General features: G+C 69.9%; 13 protein-coding genes. 8 read left to right on the top strand and 5 right to left on the bottom strand.

Annotation, left to right across the window (positions count from 1 at the left end; genetic code table 11):
- Positions 1–124: 124 nt before the first annotated feature.
- Positions 125–979: a PAC2 family protein gene (locus tag SROS_RS28530; protein ID WP_012892389.1), complete on the bottom strand. Its 855-nt coding sequence runs from the start codon at positions 977–979 to the stop codon at positions 125–127.
- Positions 980–1,044: 65 nt separating this feature from the next.
- Positions 1,045–1,503 (bottom strand): universal stress protein, encoded by a 459-nt coding sequence (locus tag SROS_RS28525; RefSeq protein WP_012892388.1) that lies wholly within the window; start codon positions 1,501–1,503, stop codon positions 1,045–1,047.
- A gap of 95 nt (positions 1,504–1,598) precedes the next feature.
- Here SROS_RS28525 and metH point away from each other — a divergent pair, with 95 nt between their 5' ends.
- The 8 genes from metH to SROS_RS28485 all read left to right on the top strand — a co-directional run bounded on the left by metH (position 1,599) and on the right by SROS_RS28485 (position 12,709).
- A complete protein-coding gene (metH, locus tag SROS_RS28520) occupies positions 1,599–5,063 on the top strand; it encodes a methionine synthase (RefSeq protein ID WP_012892387.1) in 3,465 nt (1,154 codons plus the stop codon).
- A gap of 21 nt (positions 5,064–5,084) precedes the next feature.
- Positions 5,085–5,741, top strand: a complete 657-nt coding sequence (locus tag SROS_RS28515; protein ID WP_012892386.1) for an HAD family hydrolase — start codon at positions 5,085–5,087, stop codon at positions 5,739–5,741.
- 210 nt (positions 5,742–5,951) lie between these two features.
- On the top strand, positions 5,952–6,461 hold the full coding sequence (locus SROS_RS28510; protein ID WP_012892385.1) for a hypothetical protein: 510 nt from the start codon (positions 5,952–5,954) through the stop codon (positions 6,459–6,461).
- Between the two features lie 265 nt (positions 6,462–6,726).
- Complete coding sequence (locus SROS_RS28505) at positions 6,727–7,722, top strand: ABC transporter permease (protein WP_012892384.1); 996 nt, start codon at positions 6,727–6,729, stop codon at positions 7,720–7,722.
- Between the two features lie 56 nt (positions 7,723–7,778).
- Positions 7,779–9,560, top strand: coding sequence for an ABC transporter substrate-binding protein (locus tag SROS_RS28500; RefSeq protein ID WP_012892383.1), 1,782 nt, complete (start codon positions 7,779–7,781; stop codon positions 9,558–9,560).
- 91 nt (positions 9,561–9,651) lie between these two features.
- The gene (locus SROS_RS28495) at positions 9,652–10,671 is read left to right on the top strand and encodes an ABC transporter permease (RefSeq protein WP_012892382.1); all 1,020 of its coding nucleotides are present in this window, start codon (positions 9,652–9,654) and stop codon (positions 10,669–10,671) included.
- A complete protein-coding gene (locus SROS_RS28490; protein ID WP_012892381.1) occupies positions 10,668–11,693 on the top strand; it encodes an ABC transporter ATP-binding protein in 1,026 nt (341 codons plus the stop codon). The genes SROS_RS28495 and SROS_RS28490 overlap by 4 nt, the downstream gene beginning before the upstream one ends.
- Positions 11,690–12,709: an ABC transporter ATP-binding protein gene (locus tag SROS_RS28485; RefSeq protein WP_012892380.1), complete on the top strand. Its 1,020-nt coding sequence runs from the start codon at positions 11,690–11,692 to the stop codon at positions 12,707–12,709. Before SROS_RS28490 ends, SROS_RS28485 begins: the two co-directional genes overlap by 4 nt.
- A gap of 201 nt (positions 12,710–12,910) precedes the next feature.
- Here the strand turns inward: SROS_RS28485 and SROS_RS51255 are convergent, their stop codons facing one another.
- The 3 genes from SROS_RS51255 to SROS_RS28470 are packed head-to-tail and all read right to left on the bottom strand — an operon-like array spanning position 12,911 to position 14,933.
- Positions 12,911–13,732, bottom strand: coding sequence for a GNAT family N-acetyltransferase (locus tag SROS_RS51255; protein ID WP_012892379.1), 822 nt, complete (start codon positions 13,730–13,732; stop codon positions 12,911–12,913).
- Entirely contained in the window at positions 13,729–14,031 is a 303-nt protein-coding gene (locus SROS_RS51250; protein WP_012892378.1) for an AzlD domain-containing protein, read from the bottom strand. Before SROS_RS51250 ends, SROS_RS51255 begins: the two co-directional genes overlap by 4 nt.
- On the bottom strand, positions 14,028–14,933 hold the full coding sequence (locus SROS_RS28470; RefSeq protein ID WP_012892377.1) for an AzlC family ABC transporter permease: 906 nt from the start codon (positions 14,931–14,933) through the stop codon (positions 14,028–14,030). The genes SROS_RS51250 and SROS_RS28470 overlap by 4 nt, the downstream gene beginning before the upstream one ends.
- Positions 14,934–14,996 lie beyond the last annotated feature (63 nt).

The following is a 14,996-nucleotide window of genomic DNA, read 5'->3' as shown; positions in this document are numbered from 1 at the left end:
GTTGCGGAATTGTTGCAGGCCGGTCGCCCAATCTGGTGCGACCCGGACGGACCGGGTGGGCACTGATTATTGCCCGGAAGCGCTGGAAAAGGGGGCGAACAATGGTAACTATGCGCTGTGTGTTTCAGCCGTCGCCGTCACGGTCGCGGCGGCGCAGGTAGCGCTCGAACTCCGCGGCGATGGCGTCGCCGCTCGCCTCGGGCAGCTCGGCGGCGTCCTTGCGCTCCTCCAGCTCCTTGACGTATTCGGCGACCTCGCTGTCCTGCGAGGCCAGCTCGTCCACGCCGTGCTCCCAGGCCCGTGACTCCTCGGCCAGGTCGCCCAGCGGCATCGGGATGTCGAGGAGGTCCTCCATCCGGCTGAGCAGCGCCAGGGTGGCCTTGGGGTTGGGCGGCTGGGCGACGTAGTGCGGCACCGACGCCCACAGCGAGACCGCGTGGATCCCGGTGGCCCCCAGGGCGTGCTGCAGGACGCCGACGATGCCGGTCGGCCCCTCGTAGCGGCTCAGCTCCAGGTTGATCGCACGGGCCAGGCCCTCGTCGGTCGCCGAGCCCACGATCGGCACCGGGCGGGTGTGGGGAGAGTCGTTGAGGAGCGCGCCGAGCAGCACCGCCAGCTCCACCCCCAGCTCGCGGCAGACCACGACGATCTCCTCGCAGAAGGCGCGCCACCGCATGTTGGGCTCGATGCCGCGCAGCAGCACCACGTCGCGGTCCACGCCCGGCGGCCGGGCCACCGACAGCTTGGTGGTCGGCCAGGTGATGGAGCGGGTCAGCCCCTCGCCCATCTCGACGATCGGACGGGTGACCTGGAAGTCGTAGTATTCCTCCGGGTCGAGGGAGACCAGGGGGGTCGCCTTCCACTCGTCCTCGAGGTGTGCGATCACTCCGCTCGAGGCCTCGCCCGCGTCGTTCCACCCCTCGAACGCGGCGATCAGCACCGGGTCGACGAGCTCGGGTAGACCTTCGAGTTCGATCACGCGCCGCCTCCTTCTGGCCTCGCCGTACTATCCGGCTAAGCCTATGCGCTGAGGAGGCCTTTTCGTCACCTTCCCGAAGTGGTGTGAACGATCAGCACATCGCAGCCCGCCCGCTGGGAGACGCTGGAGGGCACCGAGCCCAGCAGCCGCCCGGCGAGGCTGTTGAGCCCCCGGTTGCCGATGACCAGCAGATCGGCCTCGAGCCTGTCGGCCAGGGCGACCAGGACGTCCACCGCGTCGCCCTCCTCGGCGGCCAGCTCGATCTGCCGGGCGCCCGCGGCCACCGCGTGCTCCCGGGCGGCGCGCAGCGCGTCGTCGGCGGGGGTGGAGCCGCTCACCTTGTAGGACAGCTCGCCCAGGGCGTCGGCGGCCGCGTTGCGCTCGCGCTCGCGCATGGGGGCGTAGGCGCAGGCCAGGACCAGGGTGGCGCCGGTCACGGAGGCGAGGGAGGCCGCCGAGGTGACCGCGCGGAAGGAGGAGGGGGAGCCGTCGGTGCCGACGACAATCGTGCGGTAGGACGCCATAGGATGCCTCGCAAGGTAATTGGACGATGAGTGCAATTGCCACAAGAACAATCAGAGAGAATAACGCCTGGACGGTTCCCAGTAAGCTTTCTCTCATGACTAGCAGACCGTCTTTCCGTGAAGTCCTGGCCGAGCGCGTGATGGTCGCCGACGGGGCCATGGGGACGATGCTGCAGGCGCACGACGTCACCCTCGACGACTTCGAGGGGCACGAAGGCTGCAACGAGGTGCTCAACGCCACCCGCCCCGACATCGTGCGGGCCGTGCACGACGCCTACTTCGAGGTCGGCGTCGACTGCGTCGAGACCAACACCTTCGGCGCGAACCTCGCCGCCCTCGGCGAGTACGACATCTCCGAGCGGACCCACGAGCTGTCCGAGGCCGGCGCCCGGGTCGCCCGCGAGGCGGCCGACCACTGGTCCACCCCCGACCACCCCCGCTACGTGCTCGGCTCCATCGGCCCCGGCACCAAGCTCCCCACCCTCGGGCACAAGCCGTACGGCGTGCTGCGCGACGCCTACTACGACAACGCCGCCGGGCTCATCGCCGGCGGGGCGGACGCCCTGATCATCGAGACCTGCCAGGACCTGCTCCAGGTCAAGGCCGCCGTCATCGGGGCCAAGCGGGCCATCACCGACTCCGGCCGCGACGTGCCGGTCATCGCCCAGGTCACCGTGGAGACCAACGGCGCGATGCTGCTCGGCTCGGAGATCGGCGCGGCGCTCACCGCGATCGAGCCGCTCGGCGTCGACGTCATCGGCCTCAACTGCGCCACCGGCCCCGCCGAGATGAGCGAGCACCTGCGCTACCTGTCGCGCCACGCCCGCCTGCAGCTTTCCTGCATGCCCAACGCGGGCCTGCCCCAGCTGACCTCCGACGGCGCCTACTACCCGCTCACCCCGGACGAGCTGGCCGACGCCCACGAGAACTTCACCCGCTCCTTCGGCCTGTCGCTGGTCGGCGGCTGCTGCGGCACCACCCCCGAGCACCTGCGCAAGGTGGTGGAGCGGGTGCGCGGCAACGGGCACAGCCCCCGCCGTCCGCGCCCCGAGGCCGGGGCGGCCTCGCTCTACCAGCACGTGCCGTTCCGCCAGGACACCTCCTACCTGGCGATCGGCGAGCGGACCAACGCCAACGGCTCCAAGGCCTTCCGCGAGGCGATGCTCGCCGAGAACTGGGAGGAGTGCGTCGAGATCGCCCGGGCCCAGGCCCGCGACGGCGCGCACATGCTCGACCTGTGCATCGACTACGTGGGCCGCGACGGCGTCAGGGACATGAAGGAGCTGGCGTTCCGCTTCGCCACCGCCTCCACCCTGCCGATCGTGCTCGACTCCACCGAGCCCGCCGTGCTGGAGGCCGGTCTGGAGATGATCGGCGGCCGGGCGATCATCAACTCGGTCAACTACGAGGACGGCGACGGCCCCGACTCGCGCTTCACCAGGATCATGAAGCTGGTCCGGTCGCACGGCGCGGCCGTCATGGCGCTGACCATCGACGAGGAGGGCCAGGCCCGCACCGCCGAGTGGAAGCTCAGGATCGCCACCCGCCTCATCGAGGACCTGACGGCCAACTGGGGCATGAACGTCGAGGACATCATCATCGACGCCCTCACCTTCCCCATCGCCACCGGCCAGGAGGAGACCCGCCGCGACGGCGTCGAGACCATCGAGGCCATCCGCGAGCTCAAGCGGCGCTATCCGGGCGTGCAGACCGTGCTCGGCCTGTCCAACATCTCCTTCGGCCTCAACCCGGCCGCGCGCATCGTCCTCAACAGCGTCTTCCTCAACGAGTGCGTCAACGCGGGCCTCGACTCGGCCATCGTGCACGCCTCCAAGATCCTGCCGATGGCCCGCATCCCCGACGAGCAGCGCCAGGTGGCCCTGGACATGGTCTACGACCGCCGCCGGGAGGGCTACGACCCGCTGCAGCGGTTCATGGAGCTGTTCGAGGGCGTGGACGCCGCCTCGATCAAGGCCGACCGGGCGGCCGAGCTGCTCGGCCTGCCGCTGTGGGAGCGGCTCAAGCGCCGCATCATCGACGGCGAGCGCAAGGGACTGGAGGCCGACCTCGACGAGGCGCTGGCGCAGCGCCCCGCCCTGGAGATCGTCAACGACGTGCTCCTCGACGGCATGAAGACCGTCGGCGAGCTGTTCGGCTCCGGGCAGATGCAGCTGCCGTTCGTGCTCCAGTCGGCCGAGGTCATGAAGACCTCCGTCGCCTACCTGGAGCCGCACATGGACCGGGTCGAGGGGGAGAACAAGGGCCGCATCGTGCTGGCGACCGTCAAGGGCGACGTGCACGACATCGGCAAGAACCTGGTCGACATCATCCTGTCCAACAACGGCTACGAGGTCGTCAACCTCGGCATCAAGCAGCCGGTGTCGGCGATCCTGGAGGCGGCCGAGGAGCAGAAGGCCGACGTCATCGGGATGTCCGGGCTGCTGGTGAAGTCCACGGTCATCATGAAGGAGAACCTCGAGGAGATGAACTCCCGGGGGATGTCCGAGCGCTTCCCGGTCCTGCTCGGCGGCGCCGCCCTGACCCGCGCCTACGTGGAGCAGGACCTCGCCGAGCTGTTCCAGGGCGACGTCCGCTACGCCCGCGACGCCTTCGAGGGCCTGCGCCTGATGGACGCCTTCATGGCGGTCAAGCGCGGCGAGGCCGGCGCGAGCCTGCCGCCGCTGCGCGAGCGGCGGGTCAAGACCGGTGCGACGCTGGTGCGCACCCCGGAGGCGGAGCTGCCCGCCCGCTCCGACGTGGCCGCCGACAACCCCGTCCCGACGGCCCCCTTCCTGGGGGAGCGGATCATCAAGGGCATCCCGCTGGCCGACTACGCCGCGTTCCTGGACGAGCGGGCGACGTTCATGGGCCAGTGGGGCCTCAAGGCCGCGCGCGGCGGCGACGGGCCCTCCTACGAGGAGCTCGTCGAGACCGAGGGCCGGCCGCGCCTGCGGATGTGGCTGGAGCGGATGCAGACCGAGGGCCTGCTGGAGGCGGCCGTCGCCTACGGCTACTTCCCCTGCGTCAGCGACGGCGACTCCCTGATCATCCTCGACGACGCGGGCAACGAGCGGACCAGGTTCACCTTCCCGCGCCAGCGCCGTGACCGGCACCTGTGCCTGTCCGACTTCTTCCGGTCGAAGGACTCCGGCGAGGTCGACGTGGTCGCCCTCCAAGTGGCCACCATGGGCAACCGGGTCTCCGAGGCCGCGGCCGAGCTGTTCGCCAAGGACGCCTACCGCGACTACCTGGAGCTGCACGGCCTGTCGGTGCAGCTCACCGAGGCGCTCGCGGAATACTGGCACGCGCGGGTCCGCAGCGAGCTCGGGATCGGCGGTGACGAGTCGCTGGAGGACATGCTGAAGGTCAACGTCACCGGCTGCCGCTACTCCTTCGGCTACCCGGCCTGCCCCAACCTGGAGGACCAGGTCCAGCTCATGGAGCTGATCGACCCCTCCCGGATCGGCGTGAACCTGTCGGAGGAGTTCCAGCTCCACCCCGAGCAGTCCACCTCCGCGCTGGTCGTCCACCACCCCGAGGCCAGCTACTTCAACGTCTGACCGTAAGGGGTTTCCGGGGTGATGGACGCGGTCCTGTTCGACATGGACGGGCTTCTCGTGGACAGCGAGAAGATCTGGTTCCAGGTCGAGTCCGAGGTGATGGAACGGCTCGGCGGCCACTGGGGGGCCGCCGACCAGGAGCACCTGGTGGGCGGCTCCATGCCGTCCACCGTCGCCTACATGCTCAAGGCCTCCGGCTCCAGCGCCCATCCGGACGACGTGGCGGCCTGGATGCTGGAGGGCATGACCCGCCGGCTCGCCGACGGCGTGGAGATGATGCCCGGCGCCGCCGAGCTGCTGGCGGCGGTACGGCGGGCGGGCCTGCCCACCGCCCTGGTGACCTCCTCGGTGCGGCCGATCGCCGAGGCGTGCCTGAAGGGCATCGGCAGGGGCAACTTCGACCACGTGGTGACCGGCGACGACGTGATGCGGACCAAGCCCCATCCGGAGCCCTACCTGACGGCCGCCCGGCTGCTGGACGTGGCCGCGGCCCGCTGCGTCGCGCTGGAGGACTCCCCGAACGGGGTGACCGCGGCCACCGCGGCCGGCTGCCGGGTGGTGGCCGTGCCGAGCGTGCTGCCGATCCCCTCCGCCCCCGGCCGCCTCGTCGTGGACTCCCTGCGCGAGGTCGACGTCGACGTCCTCCGGGCGCTGTCGGCCCGCGGCGGAGACCGCTGAGCGGACCTCCGGGGAGCCCCATGGAGGACCTCCGGGGAGCCTCACGGCGGGGCTCCGCGCCGCGCGGCCGGGGCCGTCCGTCTCCACCCGCCACCTAGGGGACGACCCCTTACCGGCCCTTAGGGGACGATCCCTCCCTGGGGAGGAGGAAGCGTTCCGCCGCGACGTGCCAGGATGGATCTGGTAAGCCGATACGAGGGGCGGTCCGCTATGTCGTTCGACCAGATCGCGTGGTTGCCGCTCTGCGCCGGGGTGACCGGGGTGGGGCTGGTGCTGAGTTTCCTGCTGATGCGCCGCCGGGGGGTCGTGGCCGGGCTGCGCGGCGTCGCCTGGTCGCTGCTGCCGCTCGCGGCCTTCCTGACCGGCGCGCTGCCGACCCTGTGGCAGATCGGCACGGCGATCGGCGGGTTCTTCGCCGGAGTGGTCTTCAATCCCACGGTGTGGGCCGGAGTGGCCGTGACCGGGCTCTCCCTGGTGCTGTTCCTGGTCACCGGGGTGCTGCGCGGCCGCCGTACGGCCGCTTCCGCCGAGCCCCGGACCCCCGCGGCGGGTGCTGCCGCGGCGCCGGGCGGGGCCGTGACGGCCGGTGGGGGCGCCACGCAGCCGCTCCCGCAGCGCAAGGCCGCGCCGGCCCAGAAGCCCGCGCCCGCCCGGAAGCCGGCCGCGGACGACGACTTCTCCGACATCGAAGACATCCTCAAGCGTCGTGGGATCGGGTGACGCTGAGTTACCTATCAGTGCAATGTCACAAATCCAAGACAGAAGGGAGATAGCTTCAGGACATTCGCCTCAAGATCAAAACAAATGAATTGCACGTGAATCACAGTTAAGCCACATAGCGCCCCAGGGGACTAGTCAGCGCAGATCAGCCCATAGATTCTGCGTCACGGGACCGTGAAACGGACTCGTAGACTCAGGGCGCGCCCCCCGACCCGGGGGACGCGTCCCATCGGACAACGTCGTCTGGGATCCAGGGGGCCACTGTATGACCGCACCGCTCGATGTTCCTGGCTCGGCTACGGAGGCGGACCCCGAAGCCGTGCTCGCGGGCGCGGATCGGAAGGCCATCCAAGGCCGCTCTCTCGGTCAGATCGCCTGGATGAGGCTGAAGCGTGACAAGATCGCTCTCGCGGGAGCGGGAGTCATCATCTTCCTCATCCTGGTGGCGCTCCTCGCGCCGCTCATCGTGAAGTTCCTCGGCCATCCGCCGCTGGAGTTCCACCGTGAGAAGATCGACCAGTCCACGCTGACGCCCAAAGATGCGTTCGGCGGTATGAGCTGGGACTACCTGTTCGGCGTCGAGCCCCTCTGGGGGCGCGACATCTTCAGCCGGATCGTCTACGGCGCCCGGATCTCCCTGCTCATCGCCTTCCTGGCCACCCTGCTCTCGGTGGTCATCGGCACCGTCCTCGGTGTCGTCGCCGGCTACTTCGGCGGCTGGGTCGACGCCGTGATCAGCCGGGCGATGGACGTCTTCCTGGCCTTCCCGCTGCTGGTGTTCGCCATCGCCCTCGCCGGCGTCGTGCCCGACCAGGCGTTCGGCATGTCCGGCGACACCCTGCGCGTATCGTTGCTGGTGTTCATCATCGGATTCTTCAGCTGGCCGTACATCGGCCGGATCGTCCGAGGTCAGACCCTCTCCCTGCGTGAACGGGAGTTCGTCGACGCGGCCAGGAGCCTCGGCGCCCGTGGGCCGTACATCATCTTCCGTGAGCTGCTGCCCAACCTGATCGCGCCGATCCTGATCTACGCGACGCTGGTCATCCCGACCAACATCCTGTTCGAGGCGGCGCTGTCCTTCCTCGGTGTGGGCGTCCGCCCGCCGACACCGACCTGGGGCGGCATGCTCGCCGAGGCGGCGCGCTTCTACACGGTGCCGCACTTCGCGATCTTCCCTGGTTTGGCGATCTTCGTGACCGTGCTGGCCTTCAACCTCTTCGGAGACGGCCTGCGTGACGCGCTGGACCCGCGCGGCCGTTGACGCTTCTCGATCCCCGTAGTTTCCCTGGTTCCTATCCACAAGGGGTGTAGTAACAGATGAAGAGAAAACCCGCAGTCGCGACGTTCGCGGTCACCGCGGCGCTCGCCTTGGGCCTGTCGGCCTGCGGTGGAACCAGCACCGACTCGCCCAAGGAAAGCGCGGGTGCCGGCACTGGGGCGGCCGCTCCGGCCCAGGCCGAGTTCAACGCCGCGATGACCAAGGTGTTCAACCCTTCGACCAAGAAGGGCGGCACCCTCAAGTTCGTCAACTCCGGTGACTGGGACTCGCTGGACCCGGCCGACACCTACTACGGCTACTCGTGGAACTTCATGCGCCTGTACGGCCGGGCGCTGACGGTGTTCAAGGCCGCGCCGGGCGCCGAGGGCGCGACCGTCGCACCCGACCTGGCCAAGGACCTCGGCAAGCCGAGCGCCGACTTCAAGACCTGGACCTACACGCTGCGTGAGGGTCTGAAGTTCGAGGACGGCACCCCGATCACGTCCAAGGACGTGGCCTACGCCGTGGCGCGCGCGTTCGACAAGGAGACCTTCCCGAACGGTCCCACCTACCTGAACGAGATGCTCGACTGGCCCAAGGACTACAAGGGCGCCTACAAGTCGAAGGACGCCGACTTCAGCTCGGCCATCGAGACGCCGGACGACTCCACGATCGTCTTCCACCTGAAGCAGCCCTACAGCGGCTTCGACTACATCACCCAGATGTCGCCGACCGTGCCGGTGCCGAAGGCCAAGGACACGGGCGCGAAGTACCGCGAGCACGTGATCTCCTCCGGCCCGTACATGTTCGAGAAGAACGAGATCGGCAAGGGCTTCTCGCTCGTCCGCAACCCGAACTGGGACGCGGCGACCGACCCCAACCGCCCGGCGCTGCCGGACCGGATCGAGGTCCAGACCAACGTCAACGCCGACGACCTCGACAACCGTCTCCTCTCCGGTGACATCCACGTCGACATCGCGGGCACCGGTGTCCAGCCGGCCGCGATGAGCAAGATCCTGCCGGACCCCGCCCTCAAGGCGCGGGCCGACAACCCGACGCTGCAGCGTCTCTGGTACACCTCGGTCAGCCCGACGGTGAAGCCGCTGGACAACATCGACTGCCGCAAGGCCGTCCAGTACGCGGCCGACAAGACCGGCTACCAGGCCGCCTACGGCGGTGAGTTCTCCGGTGGCGCGATCGCGACCAGCCTCATGCCGCCGAGCGTCCCGGGCGCCGCGAAGATCGACCTGTACCCCAGCGGTGCTGACGGCAAGGGTGACCTGGCCAAGGCCAAGGAGCACCTGGCCGCCTGCGGCCAGCCGAACGGCTTCGAGACCAACATCTCCTACCGCGCCGAGCGGCCGAAGGAGAAGGCGACCGCCGAGGCCCTGCAGGAGTCGCTGGCCCGCGTCGGCATCAAGCTGACCCTGAAGCCGTACCCGCAGGCGGACTACTTCTCGCTGTACGCCGGCAAGCCGCCGTTCGTCGTGGAGAACAAGCTCGGCCTGGCCGTCAACGGCTGGGGCTCGGACTACCCCGACGGCTACGGCTTCCTGCAGCAGATGGTCGACAGCCGGGTCATCCGGGAGACCGGTGGCTCCTCCAACGTCAGCGTCCGCATCCCCGATGTGGACAAGATGCTCGACGAGTCCCTGCTCGAGGCCGACGCCAAGAAGCGTGAGCCGATGTGGGCCGCCATCGACAAGCGCGTCATGGAAGAGGCGGTCATCCTGCCGGGTGTCTGGGCCAAGAGCCTGCTGGTCCGCGGCCAGGGTGTGACCAACGTCTTCATCAGTGACGGCCAGCAGATGTACGACTACGTCGCGATGGGCGTCGAGTAACACCGCTTCTCAGACAACGAGTAGTTAGGCAGGTGAAGGCAGCGGTGGCCGCCGGGAGCAATCCTTCCGGCGGCCACCTGGGCCGGGCACTGTGGTCACATACATCATCAGACGCCTGATCGGCGCAGTGATCATGCTCCTCGTCGTGAGCATGGCCACCTTCGCGATCTTCTTCCTCGTGCCCCAACTGGCGGGGGCGACTCCGGAGGGCATGGCCAGCCGGTATGTCGGCCGTACGGCCACGGCGGAGACGGCCAAGCTGGCCGCCGAACGGCTGGGGTTCAACGATCCACTGGTCGTGCAGTACGGCAGGTTCGTGAAGGGGATCGTCGCGGGCGCTGAGTACGACTACGGCCCCGGGGTCGAGGCGTGCCCGGCCCCCTGCCTGGGATATTCGTTCATCACCCGGCAACCGGTCTTTCCCGACCTCATGAACCGCCTGCCGGTCACCCTGTCCCTCGCGATCGGCGCGGCGGTGATCTGGGTGGTCATGGGCGTGGGCATCGGCGTGCTGTCCGCGTTGCGCAGAGGCAGCGTCTTCGACCGGGCGGCCATGACCGTCGCTCTGGCAGGAGTCTCCCTGCCGATCTTCTTCACCGGCCTGGTATCCCTGCTGGTGTTCAGTTACGGCAACCCGTTCTCCTTCGCGGCGCAGGGCGGCCACTACACCACCTTCCTCGACAGTCCCGGCCAGTGGGCCTACAACCTGCTTCTCCCGTGGATCACGCTGGCCTTCCTGTTCGCGGCCACTTATGCGCGTCTCACCCGGGCGGGCATGCTGGAGACGATGAACGAGGACTACATCCGCACCGCCCGTGCCAAGGGGCTCCGTGAGAGCACCGTGGTCACCAAGCACGGCCTCCGGGCGGCGCTGACGCCCATCCTCACCGTCTTCGGCCTGGACTTCGGCCTGCTGATCGGCGGCGCCGTCCTCACCGAGAGCGCCTACTCCCTGCCGGGCCTCGGCAAGTACGCCATCGACGCCATCGTCAACCAGGACCTTCCCAAGGTGATGGGGGTGACGTTGCTCGCGGCGCTGTTCGTGGTCGTCGCGAGTCTGATCGTCGACCTGCTCTACGCGGTGGTCGACCCGAGGGTGAGGCTGGCGTGAGCTTCCTTGAACTGAAGGACCTGAAGATCCACTTCCCGACCGACGACGGGCTGGTCAAGTCCGTCGACGGGCTGACCTTCTCGCTGGAGCGGGGCAGCACGCTCGGGATCGTGGGAGAGTCCGGATCCGGAAAGAGCGTCACCAGCCTGGGCATCCTGGGGCTGCACAAGGGCGGCCACGCCAGGATCTCCGGTGAGATCTGGCTGGACGGGGAGGAGCTGGTCAGCGCCTCCCAGGAGCACGTGCGCGGGCTGCGCGGCAAGAAGATGGCGATGATCTTCCAGGATCCGCTGTCGGCGATGCACCCCTACTACACGGTCGGCGACCAGATCGTGGAGGCATACCGGATCCACCACAGCGTGAACAAGAAGGTCGCGCGCAAGCACGCGATCGACATGCTCGGCCGGGTGGGCATCCCGGAGCCGGGCCGCCGGGTGGACGCGTATCCGCACGAGTTCTCCGGCGGCATGCGGCAGCGCGCGATGATCGCGATGGCGCTGTCGTGCGACCCGGAGCTGCTGATCGCCGACGAGCCGACCACCGCGCTGGACGTGACCGTACAGGCCCAGATCCTGGACCTGATGCGGGATCTGCAGCGGGAGTTCAACTCCGCCCTCATCATCATCACCCACGATCTGGGCGTCGTGGCCGAGCTGTCGGACGACATCCTGGTCATGTACGGCGGCAAGTGCATCGAGTACGGCGCGGCGGAGGACATCTTCTACCGTCCCGAGCACCCCTACACATGGGGTTTGCTGGGGTCGATGCCCCGCCTGGACCGGGAGCGCACCGAGCGGCTGATGCCGATCAAGGGCTCCCCGCCCTCACTGATCAACATCCCGTCGGGCTGCGCCTTCCACCCCCGCTGCCCCTACTCCGACCGGACGCACAGCAAGGCCGACACCGAGGTGCCGGCTCTCCTGGAGACCGAGGGCGGTCACCTGGTCCGCTGCCACCTGCCCCGTGAGGAGCGGCGGTCGCTCTGGGAGAACGAGATCAAGCCGATGCTGGAGACCACGTGACCACTCCTAATGAGCCGCTGCTGTCCGTCCAGGACCTGCAGAAGCACTTCCCGGTGACGAAGGGGCTGCTCAAGCGGCAGGTCGGCGCGGTGAAGGCGGTCGACGGGATCAGTTTCGACGTCTTCAAGGGCGAGACGCTGGGCGTGGTCGGCGAGTCGGGCTGCGGCAAGTCCACCATGGGACGGCTGGTCACCCGGCTGCTGGAGCCGACCGGCGGCAAGGTGGTGTTCGAGGGGCAGGACATCACGCACATGTCGCAGGGCAGGCTCCGCCCGCTCCGCCGCGACATGCAGATGATCTTCCAGGACCCGTTCTCGTCGCTGAACCCGCGCCACACCGTGGGAGCGATCGTGGGAGCGCCGTTCCGGATCCAGGGCATCAAGACCGAGCACGGCACCAAGAAGGCCGTGCAGGACATCCTGGAGCTGGTGGGGCTCAACCCCGAGCACTACAACCGCTACCCGCACGAGTTCTCCGGTGGCCAGCGCCAGCGGATCGGCATCGCCCGCACCCTCGCGCTCAAGCCGAAGATGATCATCGCGGACGAGCCGGTGTCGGCGCTGGACGTGTCGATCCAGGCGCAGGTGGTGAACCTGCTGGAGGACCTGCAGAACGAGCTGGACCTGACCTACGTGGTGATCGCCCACGACCTGTCGGTGGTCCGGCACATCAGCGACCGGGTCGCCGTCATGTACCTGGGCAAGCTCGTCGAGCTGGCCGACCGGAAAGACCTGTACGAGTCGCCCATGCACCCGTACACCAACGCGCTGATGTCCGCGGTCCCCATCCCCGACCCGGCCCGGCGCAACGACCGCGAGCGCATCCGCCTCCAGGGTGACGTGCCCAGCCCGCTGAGCCCGCCGCCCGCCTGCCGCTTCCACACCCGGTGCTGGAAAGCCCAGGCGATCTGCAAGGTGGAGGAGCCGCCGCTGGTCGAGCTGGCTCCCCGGCACCAGGTGGCCTGCCACTTCCCGGAGAACGTCTCCAAGGAATCCACCGAAGCCGTTTCCGCCTGACCCGATCGGGCGGTGGTCCACCCTCAGGGGAGGACGGCCCCGGCACGCGCTGAGGGCGTGGGCCGGGGCGGCGGGGAGATCCGACGGGGGCGCGGCGGACCGGCCGGTCGGAGGAGGCCGGCGCCTTCGAGGGGGAGGCCCGGAACGGACGCCCGGCGCCAACCGGCGAGAGGCCGGAGGTCGCCGGGGAAGGCGTCCCCGTCACCCCAGTGCGGACATGACCGGGGCGAAATACCTGCTCCGGTCGCCGGGGAGCGGCTCGGTGCCGGCGACCATGTCCGAGGTCCTCATCCCCGCCACCATGCCGTGCCTGGTCAGCCACTCCGCCAGCTCCCGGCGGCTCTCCTCGACCTCGATCCGGGCCGGGCCCCCGACCTGGGAGGCGAGGTCGGCGATCAGCCGCCGGGCGTCCGCCGGATCCGCGGCGATCACCGGCCCGACGACCGTGTTGCCCATATTGCGCCACATGCCGGCGTAGCCCGTGACCACTCCCCGGTCCTCGATCACCCGGATCTGCTCGGCGAAGTCGAACAGCCTCGTCAGGAGGGCCGAGCGGTCGGCACCGACGACCTCCGCGTCGAGGTCGGCGATCGCCTTCAGGTCCTCGGGGGAGGCGGGGCGGGACGCGCCGGCCGCCTGCCCGGTGAAGGTCCCCAGATGCATGGCGACCGGGCTCGTCACCCGGAAGCCGAGCCGCTCGTACAGGGGACGGCCCGTCGCGGTCGCGTTCAGGAAGACGGTCGCGCCGCGCGCCTGGTCCAGAATGTGGCCGATCAGGCGGCCCCCCAGCCCCTGGCGCCCGTGACGCGAGGCAACCAGCACCATGCTGATCGCGGCGGTGCGGGTGCCGTAGCGGGTCAGGATGGCGGTGGCCACCAGCTCGCCGCCGGGGTCCACCATCCCGTAGCCCTCCCCGCCCTGGAGCAGGAACAGCCACTTGCGCTCCTCGCGCGACCACTGCCGGTCCGCCGCGAGCCGCAGGCAGGCGCCGAGGTCGTCAGGGGTCAGTTCACGGATGATCACAGAAGTCCTCCAAGAGTCACAAGCGCTCCGGCGGCGGTGCCGAGGAGCATGGCGGGCAGGAATCCCAGGCGGCGGACTGCCACGCCCGCCACGGCGGCGGCGACGACCAGGTGGGCCACCGGGCGGCCGCCCGGTGCGGCCTGGAGGGCCGCGACGGCGGCCAGCAGCGCCACCGGCAGCAGCGCGGTGAACAGGCTCCGGCGGCCGTCCCCCGTATCCCGCGCCGCGGCGCTCACCCCGGCCAGCCGGAGCAGGTAGGTCACGACGGCCAGGCCCGCGACGAACAGCACGACGTTCATGCCGACCGCACCGCGAACGGGACGGCGGCCAGCGCGGCGACGAGGACCGGCAGGCCCGGCGGCAGCCACCACGACGCCACCAGCGCCAGGCCGGCCGCCCCGGCGGCGACCAGCGACTCGCGGCGGGTGCGGAGCAGAGGGACGAGCAGTGCGGCGAAGGCGGCCGCGGCGGCGCCGTCCACCGCCTCCCGCGCCCCGTGGGGCAGCACCGAGCCGAGCACCGCACCGGCGGCCGTGCCGCCCACCCAGCCGGTGAACAGCAGCGACCCGACCACCAGGAACGTCCGCCTGCGGGTGGCCGGGGTCCCCCGTGACACCGCGGCCGCCACCGACTCGTCGGAGACCAGGTGCGCGGCGAGCCATCGGCCCCACCGGGTCCGGAAGACGTCGCCGAGCGCCAGCCCGAACGCGGTCAGCCGCAGGTTGACCAGCGAGGCGGCGACCACCGCCGCGATCACCGCCCCGGTCGCCGGCGACGCGCCGCCCGGCGCTCCGGGGACGCCGCCTCCCAGCGCCGACAGCCCGACGATCTGGCTGCTCCCGGCGTGCACCGCGACACTGGCCAGCACCGCCTCCCACGCGGACCAGCCCCGGTCCACCGCCGCCGCTCCGAACACCGCCGAATAGGTGGCCGCACCGGCCGCCGCGCCCAACGCGAGCCCGAGATCCGACCGCGTGCCGCCCCACCCGGTCTCCGCGCCGGTATCCGACCGCGTGCCGTCCCGCCCGGTCTCTGTGCCGGTATCCGACCGCGTGCCGTCCCGCCCGGTCTCTGTGCCGGGGGTGGCGCCGGGATCTGACCGCGTGCCGTCCCGCCCGGCCGATGCCGGGCGCACGGCGGCCGGGTCGGCCGGATCCCACGGCCCGGTCTCGGACGCCCGTGCGTTCGGCTGATATGTCATGGGTGAATCGTGCGGCAGGGGCCGCGCCCGCGTTCAATAGTTTGCGGCTATGCCGATAGGCGA

The organism is Streptosporangium roseum DSM 43021 (assembly GCF_000024865.1).
In the GTDB taxonomy this organism is placed as follows: domain Bacteria; phylum Actinomycetota; class Actinomycetes; order Streptosporangiales; family Streptosporangiaceae; genus Streptosporangium; species Streptosporangium roseum.
Note: the sequence above shows the minus strand (reverse complement) of the source record. Positions and strands in the feature narration are given on the sequence as shown.

Excerpts from the sequence above, each read along its gene's own strand:
- metH (WP_012892387.1), top strand. The coding sequence starts at position 1,599 with ATGACTAGCAGACCGTCTTTCCGTGAAGTCCTGGCCGAGCGCGTGATG.
- SROS_RS28505 (WP_012892384.1), top strand. The coding sequence starts at position 6,727 with ATGACCGCACCGCTCGATGTTCCTGGCTCGGCTACGGAGGCGGACCCC.
- SROS_RS28525 (WP_012892388.1), bottom strand. The coding sequence starts at position 1,503 with ATGGCGTCCTACCGCACGATTGTCGTCGGCACCGACGGCTCCCCCTCC.
- SROS_RS28470 (WP_012892377.1), bottom strand. The coding sequence starts at position 14,933 with ATGACATATCAGCCGAACGCACGGGCGTCCGAGACCGGGCCGTGGGAT.
- SROS_RS28500 (WP_012892383.1), top strand. The coding sequence starts at position 7,779 with ATGAAGAGAAAACCCGCAGTCGCGACGTTCGCGGTCACCGCGGCGCTC.
- SROS_RS28515 (WP_012892386.1), top strand. The coding sequence starts at position 5,085 with ATGGACGCGGTCCTGTTCGACATGGACGGGCTTCTCGTGGACAGCGAG.
- SROS_RS28510 (WP_012892385.1), top strand. The coding sequence starts at position 5,952 with ATGTCGTTCGACCAGATCGCGTGGTTGCCGCTCTGCGCCGGGGTGACC.
- SROS_RS51250 (WP_012892378.1), bottom strand. The coding sequence starts at position 14,031 with ATGAACGTCGTGCTGTTCGTCGCGGGCCTGGCCGTCGTGACCTACCTG.